This is a genomic window from Fusobacterium sp. (assembly GCF_019012925.1).
Lineage (GTDB): Bacteria > Fusobacteriota > Fusobacteriia > Fusobacteriales > Fusobacteriaceae > Fusobacterium_A.
This window is the reverse complement of record NZ_JAGIRL010000054.1, coordinates 1-18,818: the sequence shown is the minus strand read 5'-3', so window position 1 is coordinate 18,818 and position 18,818 is coordinate 1. Positions and strand designations below refer to the sequence as shown.

The window sequence follows — 18,818 nt, the reverse complement described above, 5'->3', positions numbered from 1 at the left end:
TCTCCTTAGTCTAAAATTTCATTACATCTTTTCATTGGGCATAAATCTCCACACATTGTACATACTTCCTCTTCAATTGGTGCTGAAGATTCTCTATACGCTTTAGCTTTTTCTGGATCTAAACATTCTTCAAACATTCCTGACCAATTTAACTCTCCTCTATGTTTACTCATTCTGTTATCCCAATCTTTTGCTCCTTTTATTCCCTTGGCTATATCAGCTGCATGTCCAGCAATTCTTGAAGCCATAATTCCCTCTTTCATATCATCAAGTGTAGGTAATCTTAAATGTTCAGCTGGAGTTACATAGCATAGGAAGTCAGCTCCATTAGCAGCAGCAATTGCTCCACCTATTGCTGCAGTAATATGATCATATCCTGGTGCCACATCTGTTACTAATGGTCCTAATACATAAAAAGGAGCATTGTGACATAATTTCTTCTCTATTTGCATATTTGTTACTATTTCATTCATAGGTATATGTCCTGGTCCCTCTATCATTACTTGAACATCTTTTTCCCAAGCTCTTTTTGTAAGCTCACCTAAAATTAAAAGCTCTTGTATTTGTGGTGCATCTGTAGAATCAGCTATACTTCCTGGTCTTAACCCATCTCCTAAACTTAAAGTTACATCATATTTTCTACAGATTTCAAGTAATCTATCATAATGCTCATAGAAAGGATTCTCTTTATCATTCAATATCATCCATTGGAATAAAATTGATCCTCCTCTACTTACTATTTTAGTTAATCTTTTATTATTTTTTAATCTATCTACACAAGTTCTATTTAATCCAGCATGAATTGTTAAAAAATCTATTCCATCTTCACAATGCATCTCAACAACTCTAAATAGGTCTTCTACACTCATATCCTTTATATTCTTACCTAATTTTGCAACAGCATCATACATTGGAACTGTCCCTAACATTACTGATGATTTTTCAACTAATTCTTTTCTAAATTTTTGAGTATCTCCAAATGTACTCAAATCCATTATTGCATCTGCTCCATACTCTATAGCCTTAGTTACTTTTACCATCTCACCACAGTAATCACAACAATCTTCAGATACTCCTAAGTTTACATTTACTTTTGTTCTTGTTCCTTCCCCTACTGCTCTAGGATAGATATTTTTATGGTTTTTATTAGCTGGAATTACAATTGAACCCTTAGCTATTCTTTCCATTAACTCCTCTTTTGACATATTTTCATCTTTTGCAACAATTTCCATCTCTTTTGTAAATATCCCTTTTTTTGCTGCTTCCATTTGTGTACAATACATATTTTATCCTCCTAGTTAATAAAAAAAGCTCTATACACCTATGTATAGAGCTAATTATAATAATTATTATTATATCTTTTGCTTCCCTACGCCGGTATTATCCATATCAGGTTCCAAGGGTCAGGACACTCTCCTTCTCAGCTTACTCATAAGCTCCCCTAGCAATTCTATTCAATTCTGTTTTGATTATATACCCATTTATTGCATCTGTCAACTATTTTTTCATTTTTAAGTATTTATCAATCTCAATTGCAGCTTTTTTTCCAGCTTCCATAGCTAATATAACTGTGGCTGCTCCTGTTACTACATCTCCTCCTGCAAATATTCCTTCCCTTGAAGTAATAGCATTATCTTGAGCTAAGATACATCCCCACTTATTTAACTCTAAATCTTTTGTAGTATTTCCTATTAATGGATTGGGAGTAGTTCCTAAAGACATTATTACTGTCTCACCTTCCAAAGTGAATTCACTATTTTCTATTACAGAAAACTTTGCTCTTCCACTTTCATCTAGCTCTCCTAATCTCATTCTTACACATTTAACCTCTTTTACCCAACCATTTTCATCTCCAACTATCTCTATTGGATTAACTAAAAAGTTAAATTTTATTCCCTCTTCTTTTGCATGATGTACCTCTTCTTTTCTAGCTGGTAACTCCTCTTCTCCTCTTCTATAGAGTATAGTTACATCTGCACCTAATCTCTTAGCTGTTCTAGCTGCGTCCATAGCAACATTTCCACCACCAACTACAAATACTTTTTTCCCTATTTTTATTGGAGTAGCATACTCTTTTTTATTAGCTTTCATCAAATTCACTCTTGTTAAAAATTCATTTGCTGATATTACTCCATTATAATTTTCTCCAGGAATATTCATAAATCTAGGTAATCCAGCTCCGCTTCCAATAAATACTGCTGAATAACCTTTTCTTTCCAATAGTTCATCTACTGTAAATGTTCTTCCTATAAAAACATCTGTATAAAACTCTACTCCTAAATCTTTAAGTTTTTCTATCTCCTTATCTACTATATCCTCTTTTGGTAATCTAAAAGCTGGTATTCCATAACTCAATACTCCACCTAATTTGTGTAGTGCTTCAAAAACAGTAACACTATATCCCAATTTTGCTAAGTCACCTGCCACTGTAAGTCCTGCTGGTCCACTTCCAATTACAGCTACTTTTTGCTCTGACATTTTCTCTCTTTTTATAACGGTTTTATTTTTTATAGCCCAATCTCCAACAAATCTTTCTAATTTACCTATTGCTACTGCTTCACCTTTGATTCCTAGTATACACTTTCCTTCACATTGAGTTTCTTGAGGACAAACTCTTCCACATATAGCTGGTAAATTTGAATATTTTCCTATAAGTTCACTCGCTCCTTCAATATCCCTATTTTTTATTTTTTGAATAAAATTAGGTATATCAATTGAAACTGGGCACCCCTTAACACATAGTGGATTTTTACAATTCAAACATCTCTCAGCTTCTTTTTGGGCTTCGTCTATACTATATCCTAAACAAACTTCATCAAAATTTTTATTTCTTATCTCTGGTTTTTGTTCTCTAACAGGAACTCTACCCTTTATTTCATCTAATTCTAAATGTATAGGGCAAGAATCATTATGATGTGTTTCTCCATCCTCTATCTTTAATATCTCTCTGCCCTCTTCTGTTTTATACATTTTTTGTCTTCTAATAGCTTCATCATAATCAACCTTATCTCCATCAAATTCTGGTCCATCAACACAAGCAAATTTAACTCTATTATCTATAGTAACTCTACAAGCACCACACATTCCTGTCCCATCTACCATTAATGGATTTAAGCTTACTGTATTTGGTAAATTATACTCCCTACACTTCATAGAGGTAAACTTCATCATTATCATAGGACCTATTACAACTGCTTGATCGTATTTTTTCTTTTCTTCAGCTATTAACTTTTCTAATAATTGAGTAACATTTCCTTGTACCCCATAACTTCCATCATCTGTACAAATATATACATTAGCTAATTTTTTTAACTCTTCTTCTAATATTATTAGCTCCTTTGTTCTAGCCCCTATTATTACATCTACTGATATTCCTTTCTTATTAAACCACTTTACTTGAGGATAGATTGGTGCTGTTCCTACTCCCCCTGCTATAAATATATACTTTTTCTCCTTCAATTCAGTTAATTCTTTATCTAAAAATTCACTTGGTTGTCCTAGTGGTCCCACAACATCTTGAAAATAATCCCCTTCATTGTAGTCAGACATTTTTTTTGTTTCATCTCCAACTACTTGAAAAACAATGGTAACACTTCCTACTTCCTTATCATAATCACATATTGTCAGTGGTATTCTTTCTCCATACTCATCTGTTTTCACAATTAAAAATTGCCCAGGCTTTGCTCCATATGCCAACTCTTTAGCTTCTATATCCATATAACAAATATTTTCACTCAACCACTTCTTTTTTAAGATCTTATACATAGTCTACTCCTAATATTATTTTAATATTTTTTCTATCTCAAATAATAATTTATCTATCTTCTCTTTACTTTTATTATCTAATTCATTATATCTGTCATTAATTTTTTGATATAAATCATCTATCTTCTCAACACTGTAATTATATATCATCTTCTCATTTTTTTCTTTGATCTCAATTAACTCATTATTGTCATTTATTATATCTAACATCTTTTTATATGTTAGTACTTGGTCGTTCTCTTCCAATTTTTTTAGTATTTTGTCCTGCTTTTTATATAGTAACTCCATGCTTCTAATTGGTAATACACTAATTATCTCTTTCACAATTTTTGAATCTGTGTTATTAAATAACTCATATCTTTTTCTCAATCTCAATGCAGTATCTTTTTTATACCCATTTAACTCTAAATATTTTATATATAACCCCTCTGGGCTTCCTTTTCTTCCTAACTCTTGAAAAACTTCAGTCAAATTTTTTCCCAATAGAATTACATTATTCCCCTGAATTTTTAACATTTCTAACGATTTCTTCTTTAAATACTCAATTAAATCTAAATCAGTTGTTAGTCCTAAAAATACATTATTATCTATTGGAAATATCTCTTCTAAACTTTTTATCTGTATCTCTTTTTTTTCTAGTTTTGTAGTTTTATCCTCATCTTTTTTATTTTTTATTCTTTTTGCCATCATTGCCTGAAATCTTTCTTCAGCTGTACTCATTTTTCCTCCTATACTACATCTCCATTACAATATCTAGTAAACTTTCTTGTGCATCATATATGCTTTTTGCCTTGCTCTCCCAAACAGTTTTTCCTTTTTTTACCAAACTCTCAATTAAAGCTATCTCCTTTATAGGTTCAGGGAAGATAATATCTGTTTCTTCAATTATACTTTTTAATTTCTCTAATATATTTTTTTGTGTCATTGTTGCTCTATGTAAATTTACTAAAATAGCATGTATCTTATCTACTCCAGCTTCTTCAATTACATTTATTATTCCCTTCAAAGTTGGAATATCACAAAAAGCTGGTATTATAATTTTATCTGAACATTTTACAAACTCTGTATCTATTTTCATTGTTGGAATACTATCTATCAATATGTAGTCATACTCTCTTTTTAAATGTTCAATAAAAATTGGCAATTTCTCTAAAAATCTCTCTGTAAAAACTGAACTTTCCAATGGAATAAAATCTAAATTCTTTCTTAATCTTATCTTATCCCCCTTACCAGTCATAACCCAACTTCTCAAACCTTTTTTCATCTCTAAACTTTCTTGTTTTTCTTCTGGAATAGTAAAATCAATAATGTTATTTTGAGAGTCAGATGTAAGTATCATTACTTTACTCCCTTTCATTGTTAAACCATGAGCTATCTGCACTGTTAAAAATGTTTTTCCAATTCCACCCTTATTAACTTTTAATGTGTATACTTTCCCCAGTCTCTCTTCTCTATCTATTATAACCCTATCCTTCTCAATAGTTATATTTACTTCATTATTTTCTTTTGTTATCTTTAAAGTATCAACTATTCCAAAAGGTATATTTAACTTTGCCACATAATAATCCTTATCCTTATATACCTTACTAAAATTAATACCAATAGTTTTTCTATATTCTACAATATCCCCATGAATATCCTTACTCTCTTTTTCCTCTTGAGCCTCTCCCTTTGTTAAAGTTATTATTCCATTTTCCATTGAAAATACAACTTTATTCTCTTCTTTACTTATTCCTAAAGCATCTATTATATTTTTATCTATAGTTAAAACTGCATTGTTAAAACTACCGTTCTTTTTATAAAATAGTCCTACTTTCTTTTTCATCTCTTCTCCTCCATAAAAAACTAAGTCGCATACATGCGACTTAGTTCATTGTAGTATATCCTATTTTAACATAAATTTGGTATGAAAGCAATAGTTTTATAACTTTATCTCTGCTAATATATCATAAGCTAATTCATTTTTCTCCTTTTCAGAAACTTCTACTATGCTATTCTCTCCCTTAACTATATATACTTTATTTGTAGTTTTTTGCATATTACTAGCATCATTAGCTATAATCATATTTAAATTTTTTCTTCTATATTTTCCTAATGCATTTTCTATTAAGTTCTGTGTTTCCGCTGCAAATCCTACTAAGTATTGATCTTTTTTTCTTTTTCCCATTTCTAAAAGAATATCTGGATTTCTCTCTAAGACTATTGTTAAATCTCCATCTTGCTTTTTTATTTTTTCAGTTGAGTATGTCTTTGGCCTATAATCAGCTACAGCAGCACAAGCTATTGCTATATCCACTTTTTCAAATTTCTCCATACAAACTTCATACATCTCTTGAGCACTTCTTACTTGGATAAACTCTCTTAGTCCAGCTGGCTTATCCAAATTTGTAGGACCTGAAACTAATATTACTTCAGCACCCATTTTTGCTGCAGCTTCTGCCAAAGAATATCCCATCTGTCCACTTGATCTATTAGAGAGATATCTTATTGGATCTATTGCTTCTTCTGTTCTTCCAGCTGTAATTAAAACTTTTTTATTTAGCAATCTCTTTTCAACATCTTTATTCTCTCTCTCTACAATCTCCACTATCTCATCTTCGTCTTTTAGTCTTCCTTTGGCATTTACATTACAAGCTAAAAAACCTTCATCTGCTTCAATAAATTTATATCCATATTTTTTTAATTTTTCTCTGTTTTCTCTTAAAATAGGGTTCTCATACATATTTACATTCATAGCTAAAGCAAAATACACAGGTTTTTTACAAGCTGAAATAACTGTAGATAGCATATCATCTGCTATTCCATTAGCTACTTTTCCAACAATGTTATAAGTAGCTGGAACTACTAATATTAAATCTGCCCAGTCAGCTAGTGAAATATGCTCAACTTCAAAATGTGGATTTTTATCCCACATATCTACATATACTCTATTTCTTGATAATGTTTCTAAAGTCAATGGTGCTATTATTTTTGTCGCATTCTCTGTCATAATAACTTTTACATTATAACCTTTTTTCTTAAGTTTTGACACTACATTTGCTGACTTATAAGCTGCTATCCCTCCTGTAACTCCTACAAGAATATTTTTCATAATCTGCTCCTTCTATATTATTACTCTTCTCTCTCTATAATATTCATCTCTTTTACTTACAAACTCATCTATTTGCTCATCTTTAAATCCACATTCACTTAATCTTTTAAAATCAAAAGTGATTATATCTTCCATAAACTCCATATCACTCTCATTGAAAATATTCATAAGCTTTCTACTTTTGCTATAAAACTTAGATAATCTCTCTCCCTTATTCAAATAAGTTACTATCTCCCATTCAATAAAATCTTTTCCTATGAATTTTTGAAACTTTATTCTTGCTTCTTCTAAATTTTTTATATCTTTTGGTAAATTATCAAAGGTCTCCAAGTCCATCTCTTGAATATAAGTAATTCCAGTATTTGTTAAAGCTATCACAACTTCTTTATACTTAGAGGCTGAATAAAATTTTTCAACATCTACTTTATAATAATACTTTTCTTTTCTAGATGATAAATTATACTTTTCTATTACACCCTTTAATCTACTGTTTTCCTCTCTAGCCTCTTTTATATTTTTTTCTATCAACTCAAGTTGCTTATTATTCATCACATTGTTTGTACTTTGATTTAATCTATCTAACTCATTTATCAAATCTGAAATCTCTTTATCTTTTCTTGATATAACTTCTTCAAGCTCTGCTATTTTCTTGTTTAATTTTTCCTCTTTTTCAATATATTTTTTATTAAATACAGAAAATAATCCCATAAAATTCCTCCAAAAAACCCCTTAATTTTTCTTAAAACAATCCACCAACTCTATTATGTTTCTATGATAGTTTTTCATAGATTTTTAACATGTTTTGATTATACCTCTTTCAATATACTTGTCTATCTCAACACGAACAAATCCATTGTATAACTTAGGTGCATATTTGATTATAGGCTCTAATCTCTTTACTACCATCTCTTCTGTAACACTCCATTTTTTCCAAGTATGCCCATCAGAGGATAAGTTCTGTATAAATCCTTGAAATCTGTCAAAAATATTGGCAAATTTTGAATCATCAGATTCCATATTTTCAAACTCTAACCACAATTTAAAATACTCTTTATCTTGGTTTTCTGGAAGTAATCCAAATATTTTTTGAGCTGCAACCAACTCTTTTTGAAATTTCTCTTCTTTATCATAATGACTAAAGGCTGGAGTATCATCACTATATACTTCAACTATATCATGTAATAATATCATTTTTAAAACTTTTTCTAAGTTTATATTCTCAAATTCCACATACTCTTTTAATGTTATAGCACAAAGAGCCATATGCCAACTGTGTTCAGCATCATTTTCTCTTCTATTTACATCTCCAAGAATAACTGATTGTCTTAATATTCCCTTTACTTTATCAATTTCCATTAAAAACTTTATCTGATCTTGTAATCTTTTCATAACTTCCTCTCTAATACTCTATCTTTTTTTAAATATAAGCTTCTCTTCTTTTTCATTTGTTAAAACTAATTGACCATTTTCTTGCTCTATTTTTTTCATTCCTTTTAATAGTGATAAGTATTGATCTTCTCTAATTAAATCTTCTTTTGGTCCACCCATTCTTGTAGAAGCTAAATCAGTAACAACTATATTTCCATTACTTATTTCAACCTTACCAAAAAATCTATTTAAACCTGAATATCCAAATATTCTTCCCTCTTCATCAAAACCAACAGTTAAACCTTGACCTGGAAATAGATTTACCAATTCATACTCTTTTTCAACTATCTCCTTAACACTATCTACTTGTACTGGTCCTTGTGGCTGTATATTTGTACAAGCACCTACTAAAACAATCATTGATAATAAAATTATTGCTTTTTTCATAACTAACTCCCCTTTTTTATTTATTTAAAAGTTTTTATATACCTCTTCCATTACCTTTGCAAATTTCTCTCTTATTACTAAATTTGCTTTATCATCTTGTGAAGTTGGTGTTTCATTTAAAATTACCAAGTTTTTACCATTAAAATACTCAACATAATAAGCTGCTGGATATACAGTCAAACTTGTTCCAACTATAATAAGTGTATCAGCCTTTTTTATCTCTTTTATAGCTAATTTTGTAACCTCTTCGTCTAACATCTCTCCATAAAGAGTCACATCTGGTCTTACAATTCCACCACACTCACAAATAAAAGGTTTTGTATCTCTTTTGTTACATTTTATACAATACCATTTTTTTAATGTACCATGTAACTCCAAAACATTTTTACTACCTGCCTCTTGATGTAAATCATCAATATTTTGTGTAATTACACTTTTTACCTTTCCAAGTTTTTCTAGCTCTGCTAAAACTTTATGCCCCATATTAGGCTTTATATTATTAATTGATAATTTCTCTTCTAAATATCTATCAAAAATATCTCTATGAGAAAAAAAGAAATCATGACTTAAAATAGTTTCAGGCTCAAAGCCCATAAAATCTCTCTGTTTATACAAACCATCTTTTCCTCTGAAGTCTGCTAAACCTGAGTCTGTAGACGCCCCTGCTCCTGTAAACACAACTATATAATTACTATTCTTTATAATCTCAACAAGTTGTTTTATCTCGCCCATAAAAACCTCCTATTCTCTCTGTATCACTATTATACTACATTTTTATTTTTATTTCTAACTTATTCTATTTTTTCTTATAAAAATATGTTACAATCTCATTAGACACATACTTGGAGGTAATTTTATGAAATATAATTTTGATGAGATAATTGACAGAAAAACAACTAATTCTAAAAAATGGAATCCAAAACTATATCAAACTATTTTTAATGGACATACAGATCTACTTCCTCTTTGGGTTGCAGATATGGATTTTAGAGTAGCTGAACCTATATTAGATTCAATGAGAAAAGTTATTGATCATGGTGTTTTAGGATATACACTTCCTGATGAAGAGTATTATAACTCTATTATTCAATGGAATAGAAGAAGAAAAAACTGCTCAGTTGAAAAAGATTGGATTGTTTATACTAATGGAGTTGTTCCAGCTATCAGCCTCATTATTCAAAACTTTACTAATTCTGGAGATAATATTCTTATTCAAACTCCTGTCTATCCACCTTTTAAACTTATTCCAGAAGGGTGTGGAAGAAATATTATTTTAAATCCATTAGTTGACAATGCTGGTTATTATACTATGAATTTTGAAGATTTTGAGAAGAAAATTGTAGATAATAATATTAAGCTTTTTATTCTTTGTAATCCTCACAATCCTGTTGGAAGAGTTTGGAAAAAAGAGGAATTGGAAAAAATTGCTAACATCTGTCTAAAACACAATGTTTTCATTATCTCAGATGAGATACATTCAGATTTGATTTTTAAAGAATCTACCTTTACATCATTTTTAAATTTAGATAAAAAATTCTTTAATAAACTTTTTATCTGTACAGCTCCTACTAAAACATTTAACATTGCTGGAACACAAACTTCTTTAATCTTTATCCCAAACAAAGATTTAAAAGATAAATTCCAGAGTTATTTGAGTAATATTAGAATGGAAACTCCAAACTCATTTGGAATAGAAGGGGTAAAAGCTGGGTATCTTTACGGTGAAGAATGGTTAGAACAGGTTATTGAATACTTAGATTCCAATAGACATTTTATAAAAATATTCCTAGAAGAAAAACTTCCCGAGATCAACTATCATCTACCTGAAGGTACATATCTTGCTTGGATAGATTTTTCGAAAATTTTAAAAGATGAGGATATGTTAGAGTTCTTTGAAGAAAAAGCTAAAATTGCTATAGATTATGGTACTTGGTTTGGAGAAGAGGGAAGTGGTTATATCAGATTAAATTTTGCCTGTCCTAGAGCAATTCTCGAACAAGCTTTAAATAATATTTTTAATGCTATTTCTAAATTAAAATAGTTAAAAAAAGTTCGATCAGCCTTTTGGTTAATCGAACTTTTTTATTAATTTTTATTTAACCTCTTTTTTGCTTTCATTAAAAAGCTCACTCAAAGTCATAATATTTTGTAGATCACTTGGAACAATTATCTTAGTTGCTTTTCCATCTGCTACTTTTGCAAATGCTTCCATAGCTTTTAATGTAAGAACCGACTTATCTGCTCCAGCCTCTTTTAAAAGTCTAATAGCTTCTGCTTCTGCACTTTGAATTTTTAATATAGCCTCTGCTTTTCCTTCAGCCTCTCTTATCTCAGCTTCTTTTTTAGCCTCAGCTCTTAATATAGCTGCTTCCTTTTCTCCTTCTGCAACTAGTACAGATGACTTTTTCTGTCCTTCAGCTCTCAAGATTGACTCTCTTCTCTCTCTTTCAGCTTTCATCTGCTTCTCCATAGCATCTTGAATCTCTGCAGGAGGTATGATGTTTTTTAATTCCACTCTGTTTATTTTGATCCCCCAAGGATCTGTTGCTTCATCAAGTATAGATCTCATTTTTGTATTGATAGTATCTCTTGATGTCAAAGTATGGTCTAGCTCCAATTCTCCTATTATATTTCTCAAAGTAGTGGCTGTTAAATTCTCTATAGCCTGTATAGGTCTTTCAACCCCATAAGTATATAGTTTCGGGTCAGTAATTTGGTAATAAACAACAGAATCTATCTGCATAGTTACATTATCCTTTGTAATTACAGGTTGTGGTGGAAAATCTATTACTTGCTCCTTTAATGATATTTTCTTTACAATTCTATCTATAAATGGAATAAGTATATTCAATCCTTCACTCCAAGTAGTAAGATATGCTCCAAGTCTTTCAATTACATAAGCTTGTGACTGTGATACAATCCTTACATGTACTGCTAAAAGTATTATTGTTATTAAGATAATTAAAAATATAAAAAACATAATCTTTTCCTCCTTAAGATAAATTATTCATTGGTACAATTTTTTAATTTAGTTAAAACTAATTTATTCCCTTGAATCTTTTCTACTTGAGCAATCTCATTAAGTTCTAACTTCTCATCACAAATAGCTTCCCAGATCTTCCCATCTAGTTTTACAATGTATATATCCCTATTTCCTCTCTCTTCTAGATTTTCAATTTTTACCTTAGCTTTTGTAATTCTATCTAGCTCTTTTCCCTTTCCTTTTAAATGAATAACTGCTGTTTTTCTTATTAAAAGTAAGGATAAAGCTGATACAGCTATAAAAATATAAAATTGATAATCCACTGGAAGATCTGTAAAGAACATTGCTACAAAAGCTCCTATAGCAAACCATATTGAAATCAATCCAAAGCCTAAACACTCAACTACAATAAAGGCCACTCCTATAAAAAACCAAATCCACATACTTATCTTCCCTTTCTGAATATATATTTAACACTACTTTTCTTCTATATAATGAGTATACATTCTATCCATTATACTCTCTTTATCCTCCCAGTATTCCTCATCCAAACTCTCAATCTTATCTAATTCACTCTCTTTTAAAAATTCAGGAATCGCCCATAACTCATCTATTCTCTTATCATCTTTCAACTTAGCAATGACTCCATACTGCTTTTCTAAGATTTTTTTAGTTTCTAAAGCTCCAATAGATTCCAATCCTCTCAAAGCATAGATATAGGCCTCATATCCCCAATTGCAATAAAATTGTAAAAATCCACCATTGTGCATATCTAACTCCATATTAAATAGAGCTCCCATCTCAGCTTCCTCTTTTTTTAATTTTTTGTAATCAGGTCTTACTTCACCAAATTTTATTGAATACTCTTCAAATGTATCATACCATTTATCTTCACTTATATTTACCATTATTTACTCCCCTTTATTTTCATTATTGAACTCAATTTTCAAAGTATCTTCCTCTAAGGCCACCCCTTCAGATAAAGTTATTGGTAGCTTCTGCTCTGCAGAGAATCCAATTGTTTCACCGTCATTTAATTTTACATCAGATGTAATTACATAATTTGCTATATCTATTAAAAACTCATATAATTCAAAAACTTCAACATCTGTATCTAAAACTTCTATCTCTTTTTTTCCAAAATACTTAAGTCCCTCTGTATAACCACAAATTCCATTATCACTTCTATACATTCCTATATACACCATATTCAAAACAGGGAATCCGTTATCTTTCATCTCATCTGCAACTTCAATATATATATCAGAAGGGATAACAGTAGGATATTTATATATTCCAATTGTATTTTCTAATTTTAAGATACTAGATACTATTTTTACAAATAATTTTGCACTCTTTACACTATCCTTTCCACCACTTACAGTTACTATCATATGTGATTGATGCTCAGATGTTAACTGTACTCCGTTCTCCCAAAAAATATTATTTTTAGCATTTTCTTCTGCTTCGTTATTTGGAACTGGTGCCTGTATCACTGCAAGTGTGACCATAGTATTTCCTACATTAAATACTGTTGCCCCATCTTTTATCTCACTATTTAACTCTATATTCCAATCAGCTTTTAAATTTCTCTGAATTGTAGTAAAATCACAATTTTTATCCTTAAAAAGGATAAATCCATTTATTAAATTTTTATTTTCCATAAGTCCTCCTTAACTTTCCCAAGTTATATCTAAAATTTCTCCTCTATTGTTAGTAATCACTACTAAAATTTGGTCACTAATCTTCCCATCAAGCATAAAATCCCATATAGCATAACCTTCATATTCTGGGTATATTCCTACTCTTACTAAATTCACTCTTGTTAAAAGTTTTTCATCTAATTGCATATTGTTATCTAAATTTTTTACAAGCTTTTCTACAGTACTTTTATCAAATTCTTCTATATGCCAATCTATCCACTCTTTTGTAACTCCCCAATCATCAAAATCCTCATTCAATCTTTTTTCTATATTTTCTTTATAACTAGATAGTTTTGAGACATACTCATCATATTCTAATATCCAATCTTTTTTCCCTAAAACTTCTTCTAAATTTAGATCTAAAGAGATATTTTTTTCCAATAGATGAATCTCAGTCTCGTGATAATCTTCGTTCAAATCTATATTTCCAAAAAATCTTATATTCATATTTGACTCCTTTCATCCTATTTTTCAATATGAGTATACTTTTTATTTATGACTTAAATATGACAAAGTAAACTCCTATATAATATTAATTATACAAAAAAACTCTAGCGAAAGCTAGAGTTTTCTTAGTTTTATGATAATAGAGTCATTGATTGGATAAGTTTCTTAATATTTTCTACATCTTTTTTCAACTCTTCTGAGTTTAAAATCTCTCCTTCTATATATAAGTGAGCTTCATCTAAATACTTTTGTGCCTTCTCTCTCTCATCTATAAGAGCATAACACCAAGCTAATTCTAGTTCTACCCAACCTTTAAATTGATTCTTTTCTAAAGAATCTTCCAATATTTTTATAGCCTTTAGAACTTCACCACTTTTTCTATAGATTGATCCCAATTGATAAATCAACCAACTATCCTCTGTATCCATAAAGTTAGCCTTTTCAAAATAAGTAATAGCTTCCTCATATCTCTCTAATTTACTATAGATAAATCCTAACTGTCCATTGATCCAAACATCATCTCTTCCTAATTTTATAGCTCTATCTAAATACTCCAATGCCTCTTCATATTTCTTTATAGACTCGTCAGCTAAATTCCAACCTATTTCACAGTATAGCCAAATATCATCTCTTCCCAACTTTTCAGCTTCGTATAGATATTTTAAAGCTTCTTGTGCATTATTCAACCTTCCATAAAAATATCCTATCTGAGAGTTTATAAATGTCTTGTCTGAATCTTCAAGAGAAAGAAGATGTTGCAACCTTATAATAGCCTCTTCATATCTCTCTAACTCTCCCAATATCTCTCCTACTTCTAAGTTGAGCCATTCATCTGTTCTTCCCTTTTCTTCTGCCTTTAAATAATACTCCAAAGCTTCTTCATAATTTTCAAGATTTTTTAAACAGAAACCTAACTCTGAAAATAACCACTCATCATCTCTTCCTAGTTCCTCTGCTTTCTTCAAATATACCAAACCATCTTCATATCTTTTCAATCTATCAAAAGTAAATCCCAATTCAGAATCAATCCAAATATCAGCCTCACCCCTTAACTCTCTAGCTTTCTCTAAATATGGTAAAGCTTCCTCTGATTTATCTGTAGCATTTAACCAGTATCCTATCTCAACATTCGTTCCTATATCATCTTTTCCTAGCTCTTTTGCTTTTAAATAATTTTTTAGCCCCTCATCTACTCTATTCAATCTAACTAAAGCATAACCTAGTTCATAATATATCCAACCATCTTCTCTACCCAACTCTTTTGCCTTTTCTAAAAATTCTAAAGCCTCTTGATTTTTTTGACTATGGTTATACACCCACCCAAATTCAGAGTTTATCCAAATGTCATCTCTTCCTAACTCTTTTGCTCTCTGTAGATATTCTAATCCTTTAGCAGTATCATTTTTTACATTGTCATAGATCCAAGCTAATTCAGAAATTACATATATTTCATCTGGTTCAATCTCTAAAGCTTTCTCATAGTTCTCCAAGGCCTTATCGTAATTTTCTATCTCTCTGTAACAAACAGCCAATCTCTCAAACACCCATTCATCTGCTCTTCCCATTTCTATTGCTTTTTCAAACTCTAGAATAGCTTGATCAAATCTCTTTAACCCACCTAAACAAAACCCTAATTCTGAATGTACCCAAATGTCATCTCTTCCCAACTTCGTAACCTCATCTAAACATTGTAAAGAGTTTTCATACTCACCTATATGATCATATGCCCAAGCCAATTCAGATTTTACATATATTAGATCCCTATCATTTTTTATAGTGTCCAACATTTTTTTGTAAAAATCTATTCCGCCCTCATTATCCCCTTCTTCAAATTTTCTGTTTCCTAAATCAGAATAGGTATATCTTAAAAGCATCTCTGCATCAGGTTCATTAGGATTTATTTCTAAAGCTTTTTTAAAATAGCTCTCTGCTTCTTCAAGTTTTCCCAAATAGTAACAAGAGTAACCAGCACGAAAATTCCAAAGAGAGTCCTTTTCTCCCTCCTCTTTCAAAGAGAGTAAAACTTCCAATCCTTTTTCATACTGATCATTATTGTTATACGCCCTTGCTAGTTTTCCTAAAATAATATAATTTAGCTCCTCTTTAGGTAAACTTGTTATTATATCTATTATCTCTTGATTTTTGTCCTCTCTATGTAGTATATCTAATCTCTTTTCCAACTCGCTCTTATTTAAAAACTCATTATATGCTCTTTCATCATCAATACTTATAAGTCTATCTTGGGAATTTTTATCAGTCTCTTCATTTATGTAATGAGAATTTGTATAGGCATAACCTCTATCATTTTCTATATCATCTTTTAAAGTTAAAAACTCATAATCATTTGGTACAAGTTCCAGTCCTTTATCAATTGCCTTAAAAGCTTCATCTAACAAATTAAATTTGTAGCAAAGTCTACCTAATTGTAACCACCCCCATGGATAATCTGGCTCAACTTCTGTTCCTAATCTACTATACTCTAATGCTTCATCATATCTTCTAAGATAGACTAGTGCACAAGAGTACCTATAACACCAGATGCCACTTTTTACCCCCTTGTCCTTTACTCTGGCAAGAGTTTTTTCTGAGAGTTCATAAAAATCATAACTATCCATATTATTGTAGACATAAGCTCTCCAAAGTGCTACATCTAAGTCTTCATCCATCTCTTTATCTGTATATCCATTTTTTTCCTGTATCTCTTTTAATCCATCTAAAATATCATTTAAATACTCTGCTTCTTCAAATTTTTGAGCCCACTCTTTTGTTACTATTTTCATACTCCCTCCTGCTTTAATCTAATACTTTTTATTGAATTAAGAAGTAATTTAAACTCTCCCTTTTATGATATTATTCGTTAATTTTTTTTAATATCCTTTAAATTTTATGCTATATATGCCATTTTATTCTAGTTTTATTTCTATTTCATAATTTTTTAACTAGATAATTATTTTTAATTTCAAATATTTCCTATTTAAATTTTTAGTCATTGACATATTTTTTTAATTAATGTATTATATCTAATAGAGTATTATAATAAATTAATTCATATTGTTATCTAATAAGCTATCAATTCAAAAATAAAAAGGAGTACACCAAATGTTTGATATAAGATATAAATCACACCATGATGTAAAAAATATTATTGATAAAAAAATGGGTAGAAAAATAGTAACACCATTTACATTTAATAAAATATTAAAAGAGAGCCCTATCACACAAGAGGGAGGAATATATGTACATACTCCATATTGTGATAAAATTTGTTCATTTTGTAATATGAATAGAAAACAGATTGATAATGATCTTAATGACTATACAGATTATCTTTGCAAAGAGTTTAAAAAATATGGAGAAAAAAACTACATAAAAGAGAAAAATATCACAACAATATTTTTTGGTGGTGGAACACCTACAATATATAAAGCTCACCAACTTGAAAAGATACTCTCTACTTTAAGAGAAAATTTCAATATTTCTGATAATTGTGAATTTACTTTTGAAACAACTTTACACAATTTAACTTGGGAAAAATTAGAAATAATGGAAAAATATGGAGTTAATAGAATAAGTATTGGAATACAAACTTTTTCTAACAGAGGAAGAAAATTACTCAATAGAACTTATGAACAAGAGCATATCACCAATAGAATAAAAGAGATCAGAGAAAGATTTAAAGGACTTATATGTATTGACATCATCTATAACTATCCTGACCAAACTGATGAAGAGATTGAAACTGATGCAAAACTTGCTTGTGAATTAGGTGTAGATAGTGTTAGTTTCTATTCTTTAATGATACAAGAGGGATCTCAAATTTCAAAAGATAGATCTGAAAATAAAGTTATCTTTAGATATAATTTAGCAAGAGATAAGGAGTTACACGATAAATTTTTAGATATTACTCTTTCAAATGGCTACTCAATATTAGAGCATACTAAAATAACAAATGGTAAAGATGAATACAGATACATTAAAAATGTCAATTCATCTTCTGATCTAATTGCTATTGGTGTAGGTGCTGGTGGAAGAGTTTCTAATTATGAATTTTTCCATCTAAATAAATTGATAACTTTCTATGCTTATGATAATGAGTTAAAATTTAGAGTAAAAAAACTTTCAGGTATATTACAGTATAAAAAAATAAATCTTAGCGAGATCAAAGAATTAGCTAAAGAGTCTTATGATAAAATCTATCATATTTTAAAAGACTTTGAGAAAAAAGGATTAATAATACTAACTGATGATACAATGGAATATACTTTAGACGGTGTATTTTGGGGAAATAGCATTACTGCAACTTTAGTTGAATCAATGATTGATAATAAATAATTATACGGGGGTAAAAATGAATACATTGGTGGTTTATTCCTCTTTAACAGGGAATACAAAAATGGTATGTGAAAAAGTCTATGAAATTATCGAAGGAGAAAAGAGTATTGTCTCTATTTCTGATATAAAAGAGCTGGATATAGATAGCTTTAATAGATTTATAATTGGATTTTGGGTTGATAAGGGTACTGCTGACAAAAGAACTAGAGAATTTATTAAAAAACTCTCTAAAAAAGAGATAGCATTTATTGGAACATTGGGGGCTGAACCAGAATCAGATCACGGAAAAAAAGTATTTGAAAGAGTTACAGAACTATGTAATAAAAATAATAACCTTCTTGGTGGATTCCTATGTAGAGGAAAAATTGATCCTAAACTTGTTGAAAAAATGGGAAAATTCCCTCTAAAATTAGTTCATCCTTTAACACCTGAGAGATTGGAAAGAATTGAAGGAGCTAAATCCCACCCTAATGAAAAAGATTTTGAGAACGCTCAAAATTATTTTAAAAGTCTTTTTGCTAGATAACATACTCTAACTAAAAATGGGGCTGTTGCAAACTGATGGTTTTTAAATATCAGTTGCAACGCCTTTTTCTTTTTTTGCAAAAAAATAGAAATCATTTAATTGATTTCCTAGGTTTTTAATTTCTTAATTTAAATTTTGGCAGCACAAAAAATCATC

18 protein-coding genes and 1 riboswitch are annotated in these 18,818 nt (G+C 29.8%); of the genes, 3 read left to right on the top strand and 15 right to left on the bottom strand.

The features are described from left to right. Positions 1–5: 5 nt before the first annotated feature. From thiC to QZ286_RS10000, 9 genes are all read right to left on the bottom strand, one after another. The gene (gene thiC, locus QZ286_RS10040) at positions 6–1,283 is read right to left on the bottom strand and encodes a phosphomethylpyrimidine synthase ThiC (RefSeq protein WP_291256831.1); all 1,278 of its coding nucleotides are present in this window, start codon (positions 1,281–1,283) and stop codon (positions 6–8) included. A 66-nt stretch (positions 1,284–1,349) separates the two neighbouring features. Beyond that, positions 1,350–1,453, bottom strand: a riboswitch (TPP riboswitch). 44 nt (positions 1,454–1,497) lie between these two features. Beyond that, complete coding sequence (locus tag QZ286_RS10035; protein WP_291256830.1) at positions 1,498–3,765, bottom strand: bifunctional dihydroorotate dehydrogenase B NAD binding subunit/NADPH-dependent glutamate synthase; 2,268 nt, start codon at positions 3,763–3,765, stop codon at positions 1,498–1,500. A 15-nt stretch (positions 3,766–3,780) separates the two neighbouring features. Continuing rightward, positions 3,781–4,485: a hypothetical protein gene (locus QZ286_RS10030; RefSeq protein WP_291256829.1), complete on the bottom strand. Its 705-nt coding sequence runs from the start codon at positions 4,483–4,485 to the stop codon at positions 3,781–3,783. A gap of 13 nt (positions 4,486–4,498) precedes the next feature. Beyond that, positions 4,499–5,590 carry a ParA family protein gene (locus tag QZ286_RS10025; protein ID WP_291256828.1) on the bottom strand — a complete coding sequence of 364 codons (1,092 nt, stop codon included), beginning with the start codon at positions 5,588–5,590 and terminating at the stop codon, positions 4,499–4,501. Between the two features lie 96 nt (positions 5,591–5,686). Further along, complete coding sequence (gene coaBC, locus QZ286_RS10020) at positions 5,687–6,856, bottom strand: bifunctional phosphopantothenoylcysteine decarboxylase/phosphopantothenate--cysteine ligase CoaBC (protein WP_291256827.1); 1,170 nt, start codon at positions 6,854–6,856, stop codon at positions 5,687–5,689. A gap of 12 nt (positions 6,857–6,868) precedes the next feature. Next, positions 6,869–7,564, bottom strand: a complete 696-nt coding sequence (locus tag QZ286_RS10015) for a hypothetical protein (protein ID WP_291256826.1) — start codon at positions 7,562–7,564, stop codon at positions 6,869–6,871. A gap of 84 nt (positions 7,565–7,648) precedes the next feature. Beyond that, positions 7,649–8,245, bottom strand: a complete 597-nt coding sequence (locus tag QZ286_RS10010; protein ID WP_291256825.1) for an HD family hydrolase — start codon at positions 8,243–8,245, stop codon at positions 7,649–7,651. 18 nt (positions 8,246–8,263) lie between these two features. Beyond that, positions 8,264–8,671 (bottom strand): META domain-containing protein, encoded by a 408-nt coding sequence (locus QZ286_RS10005; protein ID WP_291256824.1) that lies wholly within the window; start codon positions 8,669–8,671, stop codon positions 8,264–8,266. A 24-nt stretch (positions 8,672–8,695) separates the two neighbouring features. Then, positions 8,696–9,403, bottom strand: coding sequence for an NAD-dependent protein deacylase (locus QZ286_RS10000; RefSeq protein WP_291256823.1), 708 nt, complete (start codon positions 9,401–9,403; stop codon positions 8,696–8,698). A gap of 124 nt (positions 9,404–9,527) precedes the next feature. Between QZ286_RS10000 and QZ286_RS09995 the strand changes: the two genes are divergently transcribed. Continuing rightward, on the top strand, positions 9,528–10,712 hold the full coding sequence (locus tag QZ286_RS09995; protein WP_291256822.1) for a MalY/PatB family protein: 1,185 nt from the start codon (positions 9,528–9,530) through the stop codon (positions 10,710–10,712). A gap of 51 nt (positions 10,713–10,763) precedes the next feature. On the opposite strand, the gene QZ286_RS09990 is transcribed toward QZ286_RS09995, so the two are convergent. The 6 genes from QZ286_RS09990 to QZ286_RS09965 all read right to left on the bottom strand — a co-directional run bounded on the left by QZ286_RS09990 (position 10,764) and on the right by QZ286_RS09965 (position 16,584). Next, complete coding sequence (locus QZ286_RS09990) at positions 10,764–11,651, bottom strand: SPFH domain-containing protein (protein ID WP_291256821.1); 888 nt, start codon at positions 11,649–11,651, stop codon at positions 10,764–10,766. Between the two features lie 23 nt (positions 11,652–11,674). Beyond that, positions 11,675–12,097 carry an NfeD family protein gene (locus QZ286_RS09985; RefSeq protein WP_291256820.1) on the bottom strand — a complete coding sequence of 141 codons (423 nt, stop codon included), beginning with the start codon at positions 12,095–12,097 and terminating at the stop codon, positions 11,675–11,677. Between the two features lie 33 nt (positions 12,098–12,130). After that, on the bottom strand, positions 12,131–12,562 hold the full coding sequence (locus tag QZ286_RS09980) for a DUF4375 domain-containing protein (protein ID WP_291256819.1): 432 nt from the start codon (positions 12,560–12,562) through the stop codon (positions 12,131–12,133). A gap of 3 nt (positions 12,563–12,565) precedes the next feature. Further along, complete coding sequence (locus QZ286_RS09975; protein ID WP_291256818.1) at positions 12,566–13,318, bottom strand: DUF4261 domain-containing protein; 753 nt, start codon at positions 13,316–13,318, stop codon at positions 12,566–12,568. 9 nt (positions 13,319–13,327) lie between these two features. Continuing rightward, the gene (locus QZ286_RS09970) at positions 13,328–13,804 is read right to left on the bottom strand and encodes a DUF2004 domain-containing protein (RefSeq protein ID WP_291256817.1); all 477 of its coding nucleotides are present in this window, start codon (positions 13,802–13,804) and stop codon (positions 13,328–13,330) included. A 131-nt stretch (positions 13,805–13,935) separates the two neighbouring features. Further along, positions 13,936–16,584: a tetratricopeptide repeat protein gene (locus tag QZ286_RS09965; protein WP_291256816.1), complete on the bottom strand. Its 2,649-nt coding sequence runs from the start codon at positions 16,582–16,584 to the stop codon at positions 13,936–13,938. Between the two features lie 319 nt (positions 16,585–16,903). Between QZ286_RS09965 and QZ286_RS09960 the strand changes: the two genes are divergently transcribed. Together QZ286_RS09960 and QZ286_RS09955 are read left to right on the top strand one after the other, a co-directional pair. Then, positions 16,904–18,136, top strand: coding sequence for a coproporphyrinogen-III oxidase family protein (locus QZ286_RS09960; RefSeq protein ID WP_291256815.1), 1,233 nt, complete (start codon positions 16,904–16,906; stop codon positions 18,134–18,136). Positions 18,137–18,152: 16 nt separating this feature from the next. Beyond that, positions 18,153–18,662, top strand: coding sequence for a flavodoxin family protein (locus QZ286_RS09955; protein ID WP_291256814.1), 510 nt, complete (start codon positions 18,153–18,155; stop codon positions 18,660–18,662). Positions 18,663–18,818: the final 156 nt, after the last annotated feature.